The sequence below is a fragment of the Candidatus Fukatsuia symbiotica genome, from assembly GCF_003122425.1.
Lineage (GTDB): Bacteria > Pseudomonadota > Gammaproteobacteria > Enterobacterales > Enterobacteriaceae > Fukatsuia > Fukatsuia symbiotica.
This window is the reverse complement of record NZ_CP021659.1, coordinates 1876562-1895022: the sequence shown is the minus strand read 5'-3', so window position 1 is coordinate 1895022 and position 18461 is coordinate 1876562. Positions and strand designations below refer to the sequence as shown.

The following is an 18461-nucleotide window of genomic DNA, read 5'->3' as shown; positions in this document are numbered from 1 at the left end:
CGTGTCAGCTGTTCTCTTTGTGCGGGGGTAAGGATTGATTTTGCAGTCGCCGGTTATATTTGGTTAGATCGCTCAATGAACGCAGGTAGCCGTAGCCTTGCATGGTGCCGCCCGCGCGGCTGGTAAAGCGCTGCAGACGCGCCCTGCCGGCTATCGGCACGCTTTTTAGCGTGTCGCCCAGTGTTGGTGCAATGTCTAACACCAGCTTGGTCGCCTGGCTGCCCGCCGTCGGCTGTGGCCTGAAGGTCACCTGCTGTCGGATCGCATCCAGCTGCGCCAGCACACTGGCTTTTGCGGCGGGATTGCCGCTGTCGATGAGGCGATTTTCCATGTAGAAGTCAAAACCGCTGGATAAGACGCCGAGCGCCGGGCCGCCAAAGCGAGCCAACTGCAGTTTGAAGCCTGACTGCAGGCCCATCTGGGTCAGACGACTGCCCCAAATGCCGAGCCCCTCTTGGGTGAGATCAATCGCCATGTTGGAACTCAGTGCAAACAGGGCCATATCCCTTTCTCGTGTCAGCTGTTCTCTTTGTGCGGGGGGTAAGGATTGATTTTGCAGTCGCCGGTTATATTTGGTTAGATCGCTCAATGAACGCAGGTAGCCGTAGCCTTGCATGGTGCCGCCCGCGCGGCTGGTAAAGCGCTGCAGACGCGCCCTGCCGGCTATCGGCACGCTTTTTAGCGTGTCGCCCAGTGTTGGTGCAATGTCTAACACCAGCTTGGTCGCCTGGCTGCCCGCCGTCGGCTGTGGCCTGAAGGTCACCTGCTGTCGGATCGCATCCAGCTGCGCCAGCACACTGGCTTTTGCGGCGGGATTGCCGCTGTCGATGAGGCGATTTTCCATACTGCCTTCCGCCGGTATTTGCTGCCGGAGGAAACGCACGGCCTGTTGTGCTTCAACGGTACTGTAATCAGCCTGGTGCAGATAACGCGCCAATTTTTGGGCATCAAAACGCAGTTGCTCCGCCACCTGTTGTGGTGAGAGGCGTTGGAGATGATCGACTGAAAAGGGCTTACCGTCGATGCGGGCCCCCATTTTATCGAGTACCACGACGGCTATCGGGACCGCGCTCAGGGTAATATCAGGGGCAGCGGCCAGGCGTTGTGCTTCGGGTTTATACTCGCCGAGTAGCGTCTGCAGTTGCCTTAGCCCCGAGAATTGCGCACGGGCGGCGGTCAGATCGACTTTGTACAAGGTGACTGCCGTGGAGGGCGCCATGTGGTGACGCAAGGTCGTCTCAAGTACCCGTCGGTTTTGACTGACATCCGCCCCCGTGATGTGCATCGCGCCTACATTGGGGTGATAAAGCGTAAAGTGGCCGTTCTCTTTGACAGAAAGCGCCAGGATTTGCTGATCGATTTTTAATAGATACTGGCCGGGCGTCATATCCGCGTGCGTCACGGGCAACGGTTGTCGGCCAAAAATCGAGGGATGCGCGTCAGGTGTCGCGAGCAACCCCTCGAACAGCCGGCGGAATTGTTGCACTTGCTTGACGTCATTGTCAGAAAGGGGATCCTGAGCGCGCAGCTCGTTGAGCGTGGCGTAAGTATTGAGGCCCTTCAGGTAATGCTCACTGGCCTGCCCGCCTTGTGTTTGTGCATCCAACCGGCAAGTCCTGTGGCAGTGGCCGCCGCCTGTGCGTACCGGCTATTGTCCTCGATAAATAACGCCTGTGGCGCGAGCTGCACGTTGACGCCCTGTTCGGCCTCAACGCCTTTCCATGCCGTGATAGCACTGATTTGCTGCCTGTTCCATTCTTGACTGCGCGCCAACGCGTGTTCACCCGTCAAGTGAGCGAGCTGAGCATGGGTATCCGGTAATTGCAACAGCTGTTTTACATCGTTATGCCAGCGGGAAAAATGGCGCGCGTCAGTGGTGAAGGCAGAGATCTTCCTTTCATCAAAGGCGCCGTCGGCATCAGGGAAAAAATCGGCCAGGTCAAGACGTTGCTGGGCATCCAGCGTATCGAGGGTTAACGTATTGGCGTGCAGCGCCTCCATGAGTGCGATAACCCGCTGCAGTCGGGTAGTGAGATCGGTACGATCCACCACGGGAGAAGGAAGCGGGATTGAAGACAGGGGATCAGCATAGGCGCTATTTCCTCCGGGTAGGCCCCTTGGACGAGGTACGCTAGGTTGTAGAACAAGCGGTTGCACCTGGATAGCGCCCTCAGCGGAAACAGCAAGTGGCGCAGTATAATCAATAGCGACTTCGGTATGAGGTTGACTGTTTCCGTAAATAATTTTACCCAATGCCACCTGTAAATGGGCGACATTAACCACATCGGTTACCAGTGGATTAATAAAACGACCAATCCTTTGCCGAGTCTCGGGCGATGAAAACGACTGGGTTTCCCCCACAAAAAGTATCCGCACTTGTTGCTCAGCCAGTAAAGACGATATTTTTTGTCTCAGCGTTTGACGTGCTGACTCTGCCTCCTCTCCTTCCACGGGATTGCCATTCGGTGAATAGCGGTGGTAATTTATATCGCTAATCTCCCTATGTGTTGGATCCTCTCTTAACCATCGACAAGCCGCCGTCATCGCCTCTTCATCCTGCGGATCGATCACCGCTATTTCATGAGCATAAAAGCGATGCCTGACGGGTTGATCACTCACTCGGGCGACGTTATCGGTCACTCTTGTTCCGCCATCAGCGTTCTCTTGCCCGACAGGGCTATAATCGCGGGAGTCTGAAAGGGTTAATAATTTTTGCAAAACGGGATTGAGGTTTTCTAGAATTTGCCTTGCCATAGGTTTTGTCATGCTATCAGAAGGGGCAAGTGTTTCTTCAGCGGTAGGCGGATACGGGTAGGAGAACTCGGTACCGTCCGCAAATTGGTAACGGATCCCGCTATACGTTTCTACCTCATTTTTCATAACGAGAACATTGCGTTGTAACGATTTTCTTTCATCCATAGACAGGTTAGGGATTTTTATCAGCACACGAGAGTCTTTTTCGTCTCCAAGCGAAATAACTTTTGCTCTTATAGTGCGCTCACTGTTTAATCGAATGTTGAACTCTGCTCCCTGGTTTACTACTCCCCCTATATGGCCTGCCCTGGTATTTATCCGGTACGGATCTTTTAATAAAGGGACTGATATCCTGGTACGAGGGAATTCGATGACACGATCATCGACACCTGATATGGCCAGTTCAAAATTTCCATCAGGCGTACTCGCTATACGTGCAAAAACTCGTTTGCCGGTCGCCGTGGGTACGGTAATCATGCGATCAATGTCTTGCTGAGTAAAACGCCGATTTAATGTTAACTGGTTTCCTTGCCGTTCAATACGAAGGGGGGGGCACAGAATCACTCAATGAGGCGACCAAGAGTTGTTGAATAATGACCTTCGCCTGTTGGTTAATCGCGTTTTCCCGCTGCTCACTGTCATATTGTGCATAATCGGGTGTATATTGATTCACCATGTTGTTGAATGCATCTTCCGTACTTTGGGTTAACCTCAGTGGGATGACCTCGCTGAAAATAGTATCAATCTGGGATTTGAGTTGCTGACTCAGATCAGCAGACACTCGCCCCGAATTGAGTAACGGTTTGAGTCCTACTATTTGTAAGTTAAACGGAAATAGCGTGATGAGTTTATCCACGGCGGAAGCGGTGTCTGTGGAGGGCTGTAAAATATTTGCAATTTTTTCGAGAACTTTCAGCTTGAAAAGATGGGTATGAGCCTGCTTCAAAAAAGTCTCCAGTTGTAAAGACTCTCTGATCTTTTCTGTTAACACTGTCGCTGTGGTGGCAGGCTCAGCCTTGTTCCAGAAAGATGACTCTGTACCATCGGCAAAGAGATAATGGACCCTTCGGCTGATTTCTCTGCCATTTTGCTGCACAGTAATCATACGTTGTAATAAATTTTTATCACTTTCTGATTGGGGATATGCCCTCAACTGTACGAGTGGATTTTCTTCGGAACCGATTGAGATAACCTCTGCCTTGATTGCAAAGGGGAGAGCATTACCGTTTTGATCTTGTCTGGTGATGCCAATGTTTAACTTTTGTCCTTCCTGTTATATCACTGCCGATTGCCGTGTTTCTTCCATCAATACGGGGTAGCTAACTTTTATAAAGGGCACACTGATAGCAATATTTGCCTGAGGTTGGGCAGCCATGCTCGGAGCGGCACCAGAGACTTTTAAGCTAAATCGATTATTTTCGTATATTACCTGAGCAAATTGACTGTTGCCATCGCCCCCTGGCAGGGCCACCATATGACCAATATCTTCTTGGGAAAAATGCCGATTGGCTTGTAAAACCCCCTTTTGTCGTTCTATATTGAGGGGGATAAGCGGCTCATTCATGGCTTTTGTGAATAATTTTCTAACAATTTTCGCCACTTCTTGGTCAAGGAACACTTGCTCCGGCCGCGCGGGTTTCGTTGTATCACTATCCGAAAAATAGTCATCCAGTGCACTGGTTAATAGCTTCGCCTTTAGCCTGGGTAACATCAGCCTTTGGACTATTTCATCAATCTTCTCTTTTAGTAGGATGGTTTCTTCTGGAAAAGAATCGGTTAAACTCCGCGAGTTTGCCAATACTAATGCTGGCATATCAAGGGGTAACATGCCAGCCAGCATATTTACGGCTAAATGCGTGCTTTGCCGGAAATCAGAAGGTCGAATGGCGTCAATGATCGTGAACCAAAGTGTTGAACGAAAACGGGTTAAAACCTTGTTTGCTTCCGCTGTTAGCTGCTCTGTCAGAGAGGCCATTGTCTCAACAACCGGTTGTTGTTGATCCTGATCCCAAAAAGATAATTGAGTGTTATCGGAAAATTGGTAGATAACACGCCCGTAGTCTTTTCTTCCATTGAGATTAATGGAAATATTTCGTTGTAGTACCCCTGCAATTTCCAGATCAGCTCTAAGTTTTGGCACCTTGAGCGTAACAAAGGGGTTCTTTCCTTTACCTATTGAGTCGACTTGTGCTTTAGTGCCACCGAACAGCGTAAAAGTATCCCCTACTTTTTTTATTTCTTTTTCTGAGACTCCCTCTCTTCTTTCTAGCAGATATTCTTCACCGAAGGAGGGCCGAAGTTTTTGTCTCAGGCTTCCAAAATCATTCCAATTTGGGACACCTGATATGCGTAGCGTGAAACGCTGTGTTAGGTTATTAAAATTTATTCGTGCAAATACCGTTTTCTCATCAAGCAGTGGGATAGCTACCATAGTACCTATATCATTGATGCTAAAATTACGATTGATTTGTCAATGAGTCTCTTTTTTGGTGACTTGTAACGGGGAAAGGGGTGAAAGAGGGGAATGGAGTGGATCAGTTAATATCCCGTTGATAAAGTGAGTGGCTTGTTGCTGAATAAATTGTGCGCTTTCTTCAGGCAAGTACGAGGCTTTCGCTTGCAGGGCGTTTTGCTCTACCCTTTTTTCTAAGGATCCGGTATCAATTAGTGGCGCGATAATGTTCTGCATCAGGTGATAAATTTTAGCTAACAGGGGTTGTGTTATCCGTACAGTCAGCTGTTTAACGTTAATTAATTGTTGCAACCTTAGTAGTTTCGTATGGTTGGCATTTGGCAGTAATTTGCCAAGCAAAGTCGCAGGATCCTGTAGCGTTTTTTGAATCTGTTGAACGATAGAGGAGACGTGAGATTTTATCATCCAATCAGTCATATTAAGACGGCTTTCGATCTCTGTTTCCAATGACTGCTCGCTGTTAACCGGTGGCCGCGGATCCCAGAAAGATAATTCGCTACCGTCTGGAAATTGGTAAATGGCCCGCCCGTAGATCTCTTCTCCGTTGTGCATCACGAGAATATTGCGTTGTAACCAGATTTTTTCATCAGCGGATAGGATTGGCGTCTTCAAACGCACAAATGGATTTTTTTCGTGGTCGCCGATTGAAGAGACTTCTATCTGGATACTTTTGCTTTCTGTTAATTTAAATGTAAATGTCTCTCCTTGAGTGACCGCCTTGTCTTCTACTACAAGGCTTTCTCTCATTCGTATACAATCTAATACCTCTACTGGGCGGGGACGTGATCGCTATCCACGAAATCTGATCGTATTTTTTGTACTATTCGGCTACTGTCGTTCAACTCTTTAACAGTATCCGCGTTAACACCTGAAATTCTTAATTCAATACGGGCCTTATTAGCAGGCAAAGCCGTGTCTCTGTCATCTCTAGCAATACGTGCAAAAACGGTTTTACCTTTTTTTGTTGTCACCTGCACCATGCTACCCAGATCTTGTTGCGTAAAATGGCGATTGGTTTGCCAATAGGTTTCATCTTTTGAGAGGCTGATACGAAGGGGGATAAGGGGTTCATTGAGCGCTTTGGTGAATAATATCCTAATGATCTTATTGGCCTGTTGGTCAATAAATTGCTCATTTGACCTATTCATGGGTTGATTAAAATCAGCGGCATGCTGATCCAGTGTTTCATTTAATAAGCGTCTATCGGCTCGGAGCAAAACACTATCACTGGCAATATCATAAACTTGTTTTGCCAGACTTTCTTTCTGTTGCACACTCATTAAGTTAATTGCATCAACCAGCGTTGGCACGGTTAAACTCTGTGGTTGCAGGCCGGCGATCATGGCTGCGATGGTCGCGCTATCTACAGGAGGCCGTAAAATCTTGCGGACAACCGCAGATGTTATGTGAAAACGTTTTAAAATAGTGTCCAGTTGTAACTGTTCTGTAATATGTTGTGTAGCAGATAGGGTTGTTTCCTCGGACTTGGTATGAGAGACCGGTGCCAGGGGAGAGAATTCAGATTTATCGGGAAATTGATAAATCACTTCGCCGTAGGTTTCTTTGCCATCTTGTAAAATAGCAACATGGGCAGGTAACGATGCTTGCTGATTATCGAATAGGTAAGGTATCTCTAATCGCACTAACGGATTTTTCCCCACCACTTTTTCAATTGAGACAACCCTGACTGTTATTGAAAAGGCAGTCACATCCGTTTCTAACGCAAGACTCAATGCGTGCCCAATTCTTAGTATCGGCTCTTTTTGTCCATTTTTTATCATTTTTATGGGGTATGGTGTCGTTAATAAGGGAGGCTGTACGGTTGCAGTGGTGAGGTATTCCTCCTGATTAACACCGGATAATTTTAAACGAAATTGTTCATTCTCAAAGACCACACGTGCTAGTAAGATTTTTCCGCTTTTTATCGGAAATGCAACCAGGCTACCAATATCTTGTTGAGTCAAACACCGGTTGATTTGCCAGGTACTTTCTTTGCGTATTATTTGTAGAGGAAGAGGAGACTGATTCAGCCATGTTGCTAATGAGCTACGAATGATTTCAGCTGAGCGGCTTCTGAGGGCTGCTTCATCCCATTCTCCCTCCACGCTGACTTGCCTTATCACCTCTTGCAGCTGTGTCTCGTTGATGCGCGGTAAGATGATAGACCGGATGATACTGTTAACTTGGGTTCGAAGGTGCTCTACGGTTTCTTGCGGGAGGCTGTCATAACGGATAGCGGACTGATCAGTCACGCTTCCTCTCTGACTCACGCGAGTGCCTTGCTTTTCGATGAGAAGTAATCTTCCCATTTCCTTTGCTTGTGGGCTATCAGGCAACAGGCTGGTGATGATCTCTGCCGTGGAGCCGAGCTGTTGGGGTCTAGCAAAATCTCAGTAAAGATAGCGATAAATTTAGTTCTATTTTCACCAACGATTGCCGTACCGCTAGAACCGGCTTCGGGTAGGCTTTCCACCACACTGTTACTGTACCCACCCTCGGTGCTGCTCTCTGCAACCAACACAGTTTTATTTTTTTTTACTCGTATTCCTAAAAAAGAGGCCAACGCTTTTTTCATAGTTTATCTGCGAATACATTCCGTTTGCGTACACACACACACTTTCAGCATTCATCCTTATAATGTGAAGAGTAATTTTATTTAACCTGAGACGGATTTAAAAAGGAAACGCAATGCCTCTCAGGCACGAACTCAGAGATAAAATTAGTTAAACATTGAGTCAATGGAAAAAATATAACTCAAACTCATTTGGATTATTTATTAAAATTTATTATTTTCATTAAATAGACTTCTTGCAAAACCGTCGTTTGTTATGCGGAGCCAAGGCGCTTTGCGGGCAGAAACCGTGGTGTCTATGCGAGTACATGAGGATTGCTAGCTCCCCGTAACGCAGATATTATATTACTCCGGCATTAAAAATAACTTTCAAATTTAAGGATAAATGCGGAAAGAGTGCGGAAGTCTATTCGCAAAGGGAATGCATTTATAAATAGATCATGGTAGAAAATTCAGTAGTTCCTCCAGCAAAAAGAAGAAAAGTAGATGCAAATGAAACAGACTCAACTGCGGCTGCAATCGCAGGCCCGAGCAGGATAAGAACCCCCATTGAACAAAATATTATTACTATTTTTACCGGTATTTTACAACAATCACACTCACTCGGCTCCATCACTGAAATTATCACCGCCCTACTACCCGATAGCCCAGAAGTCAACCTTCTTACGCCGTTATTTCCTCAGCCGCCTCAGCAGGCACAGCCTGTATTGGGTCTTGATGCTATTCCCATTCCCTGGCAGCCCCCTATTCCCTGGCAAACCGATCTGAGGATCTCTCCAGAGAATGAAGTGAAAATACGTGCCAAGCTTGACGAGGTGATTAGGTTCATTCTGTTACCGAGATTAAGTGACCCTTTTTTTTTAGAGATGGCACAACAAATTAACCAGGATGGTGCTGATGAAGCATCGATAAGCACTCAGGCACCTGAGATCATAAGAAGGGCCTTCGGCAGATTACTGAATAAGCCTCTCGTTCCCCTGGTAATAGAACGAGAAGGGACAACCTGGAAAGCAAATCGCTATTTTAGTAGAGAAGACGTTGGCGGCATGGTTAAAATTCCAACGATAAATGGCGAACACGTCTTTGCTCAGGTCGGTTTTGATGATACCGATCGGCAATTTACATTAGAAATATTTGGCCTCCCTGCTACCGACGTCCTTCATTTACAGCACATCCGTTCCCCTTTTGGGGATGATATTCAGTATGACGTCATGATTAAAAACAGTGAAAAAAAAGCGTCAGTAGAAGAAGTCGGTGACACCGTCACTCTCAGAGACGGCACTGTCGCAGAAGTGATCTTCATTGGCGAAGAGGATGATCCACAGGTGAAACTGAGGGTAGCTGTCTCCAGATCCGATGTAGATGAAGCGGTACTACAACGTAATATTCCAGTTTTACAGCATGGCGAGGAAAAGTACGGTCGCATTTCTTATCTGTTCCCTGATCAATCAAAACTCTCCTTTAAGCACCATAGGCTTCCTGTCCATACCGAGAGATCGTTAAAAAGAGAAATCTCACGCCATTTAACACTGATGGATACAGTGATTGATACCTTGCAGCCTAAAATCATCGCTAAAATTGGGGAGTATCTCCAGTACGTCAATTTTTCCCATTTAGCGATGCTATTGCCACTCGGTGATCCACGGCGATATGCGTTACAAAAAATCCCTCCCATAGAGAGCACAGAAAAAATCTGTCGTATTTTACTCCCTAGGATCAGCGATGAATTACTGAAAAAGACAGTGGCGGACACTATCCGCAAGGAAAAACATGTCTTTAGAAACCTCGATCAATTTATAGCGGAACAAGCGAGGGCATCGATGGATATCTTACTCACTGCCGCTCTAGCGCAGCCGGTTATCCCCCTTAGCATAGAACGTAAAGGCGATGATTTGATCATGAGTAGGGCACTTAGCCTGGCAGATGTGGGCAGTATGGTTAAGGTTTCGCTAGCCGGAGGGACAACGGCATTTGCTCGAGTACATTTTAATCCGCCGAGTACAACGGCAGTCGGTCTATTACCTCAACTTCGTGGTGGGTACTTCCATTTAGAGCTGTCTGGCATCACGGGTCAGTTAAATTTTTTTCAGGTTAAGTCGCCTCTGGAGAACTATCAAATTCGGCGTAGAAGTGCGAACACAGAAGAGGAAACAAAGATAGAGCGGGCAATGGAAAGAAGCCCCCTATCCGAGGCCTACAGTAAGTGGAAACTTTTAAATGGTACAATGGCAACAGTCATCTCCATTGGCGAAGGGGATAATCCCTTCGTCGAGCTGAGAATACCGAAAACCACATCCAGAGCCTCTTTAGAACAGCAAGGGGTACTACAAGATAATATTCCCCTTTTTATCAATGGTAAAAAGAGCTATGGGCGGGCGATTTACACCTTTATGGACGGTTCGCCAGCACGTGAATGGTTAACACCACCACAAGACACGGGGGATATAGCCAGCCAGTTACAAGGGGAGTTTGACGTTGCGATAGCCAATTATCGTACAAAGCTTAAGTCTGTTGTCGTGTCAAAAATAAATCAGCCGACTGCTTATGCTAATGATCTGAAGCTAGTTCTTAACATGATCCGCGGCTTGTTGCCGCCTAATTCAACAGCGTCGGCGCTAGCACAGTTAGCACCTTTAGTGGAAATATTATCGTCACCAGAGCAAAAGCTGAAGCTACACGGTTGGCTAACCAGGGTACTTAACAGGATCATTTTACCCAGGTTAAATAATCAGGTCATAGAGCGCACACTGAACGAGTATCTCTTTGACCCTAACCATATTATGATATATGGCGATACACACACGGCCATTATTACAAAATTATTGGCCTACACCTTGAATGAACCTCTGCAGCCTCTCTTTCCAATACAAGCACCGGGTAATGATCGTTGGGTGATGAATCGGCCTCTCGCTACAGAAGACATTGGTCGAATATTTACCTTGCCGAAAGCGGACGGAAGTACAGTACCTATCCGTATAGCCGATGAAAATGGCATAATTCAAATAAAACCGGGTCAACCTGCCGTCACTGAGCAAGGAAGTCCCATTTTCCCCTCTCCAGTACTAAACGGCGCCTTGACAGCAAGGATCACCCAAACTTTACCCTTGGATGAACTGTTACAGCCGGCTTATCGTGTAGAGCTTAGAAAGGCTTTACAAGCAACCATCGACAATTTTTTTCTCCCTTCTTTCAGTGCCGCGGCGGCAATAAGGAAATTAACAACCCTGCTACCCTTTTATCTAGGTGCGTTATCGTTAAAAACCTTCGTGTATTCACAAAAGTTTCCCGAAGGAAAGTCAGAGCAACTGATAACCGAAATTGATAGGGTTATTCGTGAGGTTATTTTACCTAGATTAACAACAAATACAGAAAGGGCATTGGATACGATTGTAGAGCAGAAAATTTTTGATAATAGCCAATATAGAGATGGACAGTTAAAAGAATTCATTGCTCAACAGGTCACTGAGATAATTAAAAACACCTTTATACCCTTACTCAAGCCAAATATTGAACCTCTCAGTGTTGTACGCATCGACACCGATTTTGGCCCTATTTTGAGTTTAAATAGGCAGGTGGTGGAGCAAGACATCGGTCAAAAAGTCACGGTGCAGACAGCAACCGGTAAAACGCTCTTCGCAGAGGTAGCCTATCAAGATCTACCCCCCATGGAGAGCAGATACGATTTTTTATCGGAAACATCCGTAGTTGATAATAATGACCTAAGAAACCGCTTTGTATTGAAAATATCAGGCGTTGATAATCTAGACCTGGAGTTTCCTGATTATTCCCAACATGCTCATACGCCGTTAAACCCTTCTACTCCTCAAGGCGCCGCTCTCCAACAATTTCGCGCGACCCGGATAATATACCCATTTAAATATCTCCCCTCATTGGCAGAGGTTATTAACAGTACATCACATTTTCCTCAGTTATTACTCACCGCCAGTGCAGTGACCAAAGAAAGGAATACTCGCGTTTCTTCAGTGACATACGGAGAGGAATTTAATTTAACACAGGAAAATGGCGATGTTATCGCGGCTAAAGTGACATTAATTGAAAAAGGAGAAAACCCATTTGTGCACGTGCAGTTACAAATACCGCCCCCTCAGGAAGGTCAAAGCGCGTTTCTGCAACGTAATATTCTTATTAAGGGCCGCAATGAAAGAGTCGTCTATGGTAAAGCCATTTACCATTTTGCAGACGGTAGTACCTTGTCATTATGGAAGCAGCCACTCGCTAGCCGGGGTTCCCAGGTGCTCCCGAGTGTCACTGAACAAATTCAAAAGCAGCTTAGTCCCTTATTTAACGATATCACTGCAGATGCACCTGTAAACCCGGTAGAAGATGCAAGCGTGGGTCTTCGCGCTCTTGGCTCACCGCAACGTGATGAGGTCGATCGCTGGACGAGGCCTGTGGTGCAGCAAGAAAACGCGGATGCTCGCGGTGAGGAGCCGCGTAAAAGTCGCGTTATCATCCAATTGGAAAATGATGCCGAGAGCCTGAGAGCCGCTGGCGATCTGGCCAGTAAATATCCTAAACAAACGGTAATTTTTCAGCGGGATGTACAGGGAAAGCTGCGTTTAGTCTACCGTGACCCACAGAGCTTACTGGGTGAGCTGGATCTGTTTTTCGTCGGTCATGGGCGAGGGGGTAAAGAAGATGCACACAATAACCGTACACTCGCCGGATACAATGCGGCGGAATTGGCTGAAGTCGCCAAACAGCTCTGTAGCACACTAGCAACACAATATGCCGTCGAACAAGCGGTCAGTAAACTGGTTCTGACCAGCTGTGCACTGGTCAATCATGACCATGAAAGCGGCTTTTTGTTTGACCTGGCACCCGAATTGTCTAAACGCGGCATGGTCCCCACCGAAATCGTCGGTTATTCAGATGAAATCAAAATCAGCAGAGCGGAGGCTGAGCGGGGTATCGGGCACCGGCACTTGGTGTCCGGTGGTAAGGCAGAGCTGAGTGCACGTCATGCTAGAGTCAGTTTGACCTTTGATCACAAGCAACATCGCTATGTGTCTGTGGTGCAAAATCCGTTAACCGTCACCGATATCGCTGTGCTCAACCAGATGGGCGCGACCTTACAAGGGCAGCCCCTATCATCTGAGCACCTTAATGATTGGCAACTGTTTGCCAAATTAAAATTTACTTCACGTACTTGGCTACGTTTCTTCGCTAATCTTTCACCCAATGCCAAAGTAGCGAAAACCGTACTGAGCCTACTAAAACGTATTGAAAGCGGCGTCCATCATGAGCTATTGACCCTCAACCGGGACTCGCGTTTGCCTGTCGAGGCACAGCGTTTACTGAAGATGATCGGCCGCCATTTGCAATTCAGTCGCGACCCACAAGCCCCGGCTGATACGCAATTGATACCCGCATTACACCATCAAGCGCGCACTGGCTGGATGCGTTTCAATATTGGCATTAATCGCTTGTCCTACGCATCACAAATTTTTGGTTACGTCGATGGCTTCATGGGTCTATCGGCGTCACATGAAACCTTAGCCAGTGATACCTTGACACCGACAGAAAGGCGCGATCTGGAATACCAGCGAGATTGGGCGTGGGCAAGTTTTGGCTACAATGGACTAGCCGATCCACTGCAAACCTTTCTCAGTCGTGTTGCGGGATCGCTTGCCCAACAGCCGGTAAAGGGGATAGCGGTAAATGGCCTGAAACTCGGGCTGATCAAATGGGGAGGTGCGGCCTTAAGTGCTGGTGGCTTGGTGTTTGATGTTCATACAGCAATAGAGGCGTTCACCCAGGCCAGCAAAGAGAAGGATCCGGCTCGTAGAAGAGAGCTTTATATTGAAGGCGGGCTAGCAGTGGCGGGTGCGGTGGTCAATCTGACTGTCACCGCGGCTTTTTTATTCGGGGGCGCCGCCATTGCCGCAGCAGCCGGGCCAGTGGGTATCGTGCTCGGTGCCGCACTGCTGGCGCTAGGGAAAATTCATTCTGCCGTCAGTGCCATTCAACGCTTAGAAGAGAAGATCACACTGAGTACAGAAGAGAAATGGGCCAACGGATGGCGTAATTTTTGGTGGCAAGAGTTTACTGCTGATGTACAAAGGCGTTATGCCGAGGCGGTGCAACGTCCAACAGACCGATTCAATTTTGACGGATGGTTACAGCAACGGGCTTACCATACTCTGCTCGATGATCCAGAGAGTGCGTTCTATTTTTACAGTCGAGGTCGTTTTGATTATAGCGAGCATCATTATTTCAAATTGAAAATCACGCCGATACACACAATGAGGCCAATACGCACAACGGCCGTTTCTGGCATGCTTCCGATCGATCTTTTCAATACCGTGAAAATAGGGACACAAGAAGAGATGGTGCGGGCTAAGGCCAATTTTGAGCGTCAATATGACACAACTTTGGTGTCGTTTGAGGTTGAAAAAAGCGATAAATACTATTTTCAGCCCATGGCACTGCAGGACGTCGATGACATTTTTGATGCCGTGCGCTGGGAGCATGACTACCAACGTAGACTCGATGCTATTCACCATCAAGCTGCAGAATACGCACAAACTCATCATTATGTGGCGTATACCAAGGCGCTGAAACTGCAGGAAATCGATGCTGAAATCGAGACTGAGCTTTATGCTAAGGTCTATGCCAGTTTAGAATTTGAGTCTGAGTCAATGGCAGCAGCCACGACTCGCTTCTACAACGATCATTATGCCGCTAAGACGGAGAGATCCGTGGATCTCTGGTACCAGGCACAGGTTGAAGAATGTCTCTCGCATCAGGATCATTGTGACAATCCGACACACGGTGATGAGGAACGAGCGCGAATAACGGCCTATCACCAGGAAGAAAATCGCCGTAAAGCCCATCGTGATGCAATTAATGGATATAGAAAACGACCAGAAAGCGCACAAATACAAGCAACTTACCGCACTGTCCGCGCTGAGCACTACGCTAATCTGCACCAAAAGGCACTCGAAAAAATTCGCCAAGAGGTGCATGACACACTTTATAGACAAAAATATCACGCGCTGTCAGAGACGCTTTTACGTCAATATCAACCCTCTGGTTTAAACACCGTCAGTATGGTGGCGCGGTCGTCCGCTTCCCATCGCGCTGATGCCGCGGTGGTATGGGATCTCCGAGGAGGCAAAGACGATGTGCGGGGATATAAAAACCGCCCTAATCACTTTAAGACACAGCCGAATGGACGCTATATCGGTGGCCAACAGGCTGACCGCTTTTATTTAAGCGCTCATACTCTCGACGGTGCTATCAGTACCTTGAATGGCGGTGAAGATACGCCAACAGATGATGGCGACATGGTTATTCTTTCCGGGAAACCGGTCAATGGTTGGGGTTATCAGGTTAATCTTATGGAGGGAACCCTCAACTCGCTGGCAAACGAGGTCAGTGGCCGTATTGAAGGGGGACAAATCCGCCTCGACCCTGGTCGTCAACAGCGTGTCGCTCGGCTGCATAACATTGAGAATGCAATCGGGCACGTTCAATCCAATGATTATTTCACCGGCAATAACCAAGCCAACTACCTGAGTGGACAAGGTGGCGGGCACGATATATTACTCGGGCTAGCCGGCAATGATATCTTGGCATTGGCCAATGGCAGAGCAGAAGGCGGCATAGGCATAGACACCTATATTATTCAGCAACATTTACATGCTATTGATGCCACAGTTTATGTACGTGATGACGATGCTAATAAAAATTCTCAAGTAAACCAAGAATACAGCGTGGTAAAACTAGAATTCTCTGTCAATGCCATCGAGTCAATCCTTTTAGTAGAACAAGATCAGGGACGCTATCAAATACAATTTGTGTTGACCAATAAAAACGGCAGCCACACAACCTTACTGTTACAGGATGCGTATCAACTTTCCACTGATGGTCTGCAACTTGAGCTGTTAACTAACTATAATTTACGCACTGATGACGGCTTTGTGCTCTACGATCCACAGGGCGAACAGAATCGGGGATGGCCAAAAGTGATCAAGCGTCCCGCGGACGGTCACTGGCGATTGCCTGTGATTGCCGTGGAATACGTGGCGCAATTGGACGAAAGCCATCGGGATTTCTTCCGTCGGCCATTAGAAGCGGGGGAACAGATACAACTAAAACAGATTAACGGCCAAGGCACCGTCACCGTTAATGGCACAGAAAGGGTACTCCCTCCTTTTCTACAATTGCGTCTGCAGGATACTGAGCACAGTGATGACATAAGAGGTGATCAACATAACAATGTCCTCAACAGTTTATACGGTGACGACAAGCTAACAGGGGGGACGGGCACAGATATCTATAATATTGCCCATCATGCAAAAAACCACCGTGTGGTGACAATCAATAACGATGATGCCCGTTACCCTAGCAGGAGCACGCACGACCTCAGTGATCAGGCAGCACTTTCGCCCGATGTCATCGTCTTACACTCCGTCTCTATTGATCAATTCAATCGGCTCCGCAGGGAAGAGGATGATCTCATCTTGTGTGCCAACACGCCCGATCAGCGTATCGGTGTCCTTGAAATCAAGATCAAACTCTTTTTTACGGCTCCCCGCTATCGGCATTTGGTGGTGGTTGACCGTTATGGTAATGATTATGCCTTGGACATCGACGAACACGGCCAGGCCTATCTTGGGCAAAAAAAGTCAGAGATCCAAGCGACACAGGGCAGCGATACTATCGAGTTATCGGGGGCGGTGACACTGCCCAATAACACCTTTGACGCGCTAGGGGGTAACGACATCATTATCGACAAAAGTCGAGGCAATCGCACGATCCATGGAAGCGCAGGAGATGATGAAATACGGGTCATTCCCTATGCCAATGGCAATCCGATGTGGGATCCCAAACAAAATCCACAGGCTCCAGCACTCTTTGAAGGTAAGAAAACCTTTTATGGTGGCGAGGGTAATGACAAGCTCTATGGTGGCAGTGATAATGATAGACTGGATGGTGGGGCTGACGACGATATATTGCAGGGCAATAAAGGTAACGACCATTTGGCGGGAGGGACAGGAAGCGATCTTTACCTGTATCAATCCGGCGACGGTGATGATGAGATCGAAGATATCAAAGGCATCGATACACTGGTGCTGCTGCCTGGGATCACCCGCCAGCAGATCCTCTTGCGTAGAGTACACAACGATTTACAAATTGTTATTGCCCCGAAGGCAGGCGATAAAAATGATGCAATAAACATCATTACGGTGAAAAATCACTTCCTTTCTACCGACCATCAGCTAGAAATCATCAGGCTAGAGCAGCAGGATTATCACGTCAGTGAGCTGCTAGCGACGACAGTACGCATTGTTGGAGACGCAACCAATAATGACATGAGAGGCGATGAGCAAAACAATTGGCAGGAAGGCGGAGCAGGAGACGACCATTTATATGGATTAAGCGGCAATGATAGTCTGTTTGGCGAAGTGGGTAATGACTATCTGTATGGGGGAGAAGGAAACGATCGCCTGTTCGGCGGTATCGGTAACGACAGGTTGGAAGGGGAGGCTGGAGACGATCTGCTTGACGGCGGTGTTGGACATGATCGCCTGTATGGTGGCGCCGGCAACGACATCTTATTGGGCGGTACGGGTGACGATATACTCGATGGCAGTACAGGCAATGACGGTCTGTTCGGTGGTATCGGTAACGACACCTACCTCTATCGTTTGGGTGATGGCGAAGATGAGATAGAAGATAGCGAGGGGAGAAACCTGTTACGTTTGGAGGGGATCGCACTGGCTGATCTTTGGTTATATAAGAAAGCGGAGCATCTTAATATCGTTATTGCGGGGAGAGAGGGAAGGCAACCCGGTCTGATAAAACTAAAAAATCACTTCAGACCCCAGGGAACTCAACTGGCGACAGTGGAGGTTACGGGAACTTCTTACAGTATCGCAACTCTGATGCAGGCAATCGCTGACCACTATTACAATACTGCGCTACACACAGGATCACCGTCTCCCGTTATTGGCACACCACTGCTTAGCCGAACAGGAAACCACTACATTGCTGGCGGCACGGATAAAAATAAAGTTATCGATACAGGAAAAACCAATACTTGGTTACGCGGTGGCCCGCGACAAGACGAACTCATTGGTGGTGAGGGTAATAATTGGCTCGATGCCGGTGAAGGAAACGATTATCTCTTGGGTGGCAAGGGAGATGATTGGCTGCTGGGTGGGCAAGGAAACGATACCTATACTTTTCGACGGGGTGATGGCCATGATGTTATCGAGGACAGTCACGGCGACAATACGGTGAAGTTTATCGCAGATATTACACCACAAGATTTGCAGTTTACCCAGGAAGGCAATGACCTGCTGATACAGCTGTCCGATAGAGAAAACAGTATTCGGGTAAAAAATCACTTCTTATCTCCATCCCATGGTATCCACCTGATCAAGGTAGGAGAAACACGACTGAGCCGCGAGGATATCACACAACGTACAAAACCTACTTTTAATGAAAGTAATGGCTATCAAAGGCTGATTCAAGCGATGGGAGCGTTATCCGGCAATCCAATAGAGACGTCATTTACACCCACTTTATTGAATTCTTCTCTGAGCCATCATCGCTTAACGCCGTCTATAGCCAGCGTGCCATAAACTGATCAGCCTGGCTGAACTTCGTTTGGGTATGGCAGCTTTGTGA

At 47.5% G+C, this 18461-nt stretch carries 8 protein-coding genes; 1 reads left to right on the top strand and 7 read right to left on the bottom strand.

The features are described from left to right. Window positions 1-4 precede the first annotated feature (4 nt). The 7 genes from CCS41_RS09015 to CCS41_RS08985 form a co-directional block, all read right to left on the bottom strand. Window positions 5-1606 carry a hypothetical protein gene (locus tag CCS41_RS09015; RefSeq protein ID WP_162860045.1) on the bottom strand — a complete coding sequence of 534 codons (1602 nt, stop codon included), beginning with the start codon at window positions 1604-1606 and terminating at the stop codon, window positions 5-7. Beyond that, window positions 1561-3318, bottom strand: coding sequence for a hypothetical protein (locus CCS41_RS09010; protein WP_162860044.1), 1758 nt, complete (start codon window positions 3316-3318; stop codon window positions 1561-1563). Before CCS41_RS09010 ends, CCS41_RS09015 begins: the two co-directional genes overlap by 46 nt. After that, window positions 3290-3907: a hypothetical protein gene (locus CCS41_RS09005; protein WP_119797507.1), complete on the bottom strand. Its 618-nt coding sequence runs from the start codon at window positions 3905-3907 to the stop codon at window positions 3290-3292. The genes CCS41_RS09010 and CCS41_RS09005 overlap by 29 nt, the downstream gene beginning before the upstream one ends. A gap of 120 nt (window positions 3908-4027) precedes the next feature. Further along, a complete protein-coding gene (locus CCS41_RS09000; protein WP_119797506.1) occupies window positions 4028-5185 on the bottom strand; it encodes a P-loop NTPase family protein in 1158 nt (385 codons plus the stop codon). Between the two features lie 39 nt (window positions 5186-5224). After that, complete coding sequence (locus CCS41_RS08995) at window positions 5225-5974, bottom strand: hypothetical protein (RefSeq protein WP_119797505.1); 750 nt, start codon at window positions 5972-5974, stop codon at window positions 5225-5227. Between the two features lie 20 nt (window positions 5975-5994). Beyond that, complete coding sequence (locus tag CCS41_RS08990) at window positions 5995-7536, bottom strand: hypothetical protein (protein WP_205411412.1); 1542 nt, start codon at window positions 7534-7536, stop codon at window positions 5995-5997. Then, window positions 7494-7802 carry a hypothetical protein gene (locus tag CCS41_RS08985; RefSeq protein ID WP_119797503.1) on the bottom strand — a complete coding sequence of 103 codons (309 nt, stop codon included), beginning with the start codon at window positions 7800-7802 and terminating at the stop codon, window positions 7494-7496. Before CCS41_RS08985 ends, CCS41_RS08990 begins: the two co-directional genes overlap by 43 nt. A 437-nt stretch (window positions 7803-8239) precedes the next feature. Between CCS41_RS08985 and CCS41_RS08980 the strand changes: the two genes are divergently transcribed. Beyond that, on the top strand, window positions 8240-18415 hold the full coding sequence (locus CCS41_RS08980) for a C80 family cysteine peptidase (RefSeq protein WP_119797502.1): 10176 nt from the start codon (window positions 8240-8242) through the stop codon (window positions 18413-18415). Window positions 18416-18461: the final 46 nt, after the last annotated feature.

Bases quoted from the DNA above. Each gene is read 5' to 3' on its own strand.
- CCS41_RS08980 (WP_119797502.1), top strand. From the start codon at position 8,240: ATGGTAGAAAATTCAGTAGTTCCTCCAGCAAAAAGAAGAAAAGTAGAT.
- CCS41_RS09000 (WP_119797506.1), bottom strand. From the start codon at position 5,185: ATGGTAGCTATCCCACTGCTTGATGAGAAAACGGTATTTGCACGAATA.
- CCS41_RS08995 (WP_119797505.1), bottom strand. From the start codon at position 5,974: ATGAGAGAAAGCCTTGTAGTAGAAGACAAGGCGGTCACTCAAGGAGAG.
- CCS41_RS08990 (WP_205411412.1), bottom strand. From the start codon at position 7,536: ATGGGAAGATTACTTCTCATCGAAAAGCAAGGCACTCGCGTGAGTCAG.
- CCS41_RS08985 (WP_119797503.1), bottom strand. From the start codon at position 7,802: ATGAAAAAAGCGTTGGCCTCTTTTTTAGGAATACGAGTAAAAAAAAAT.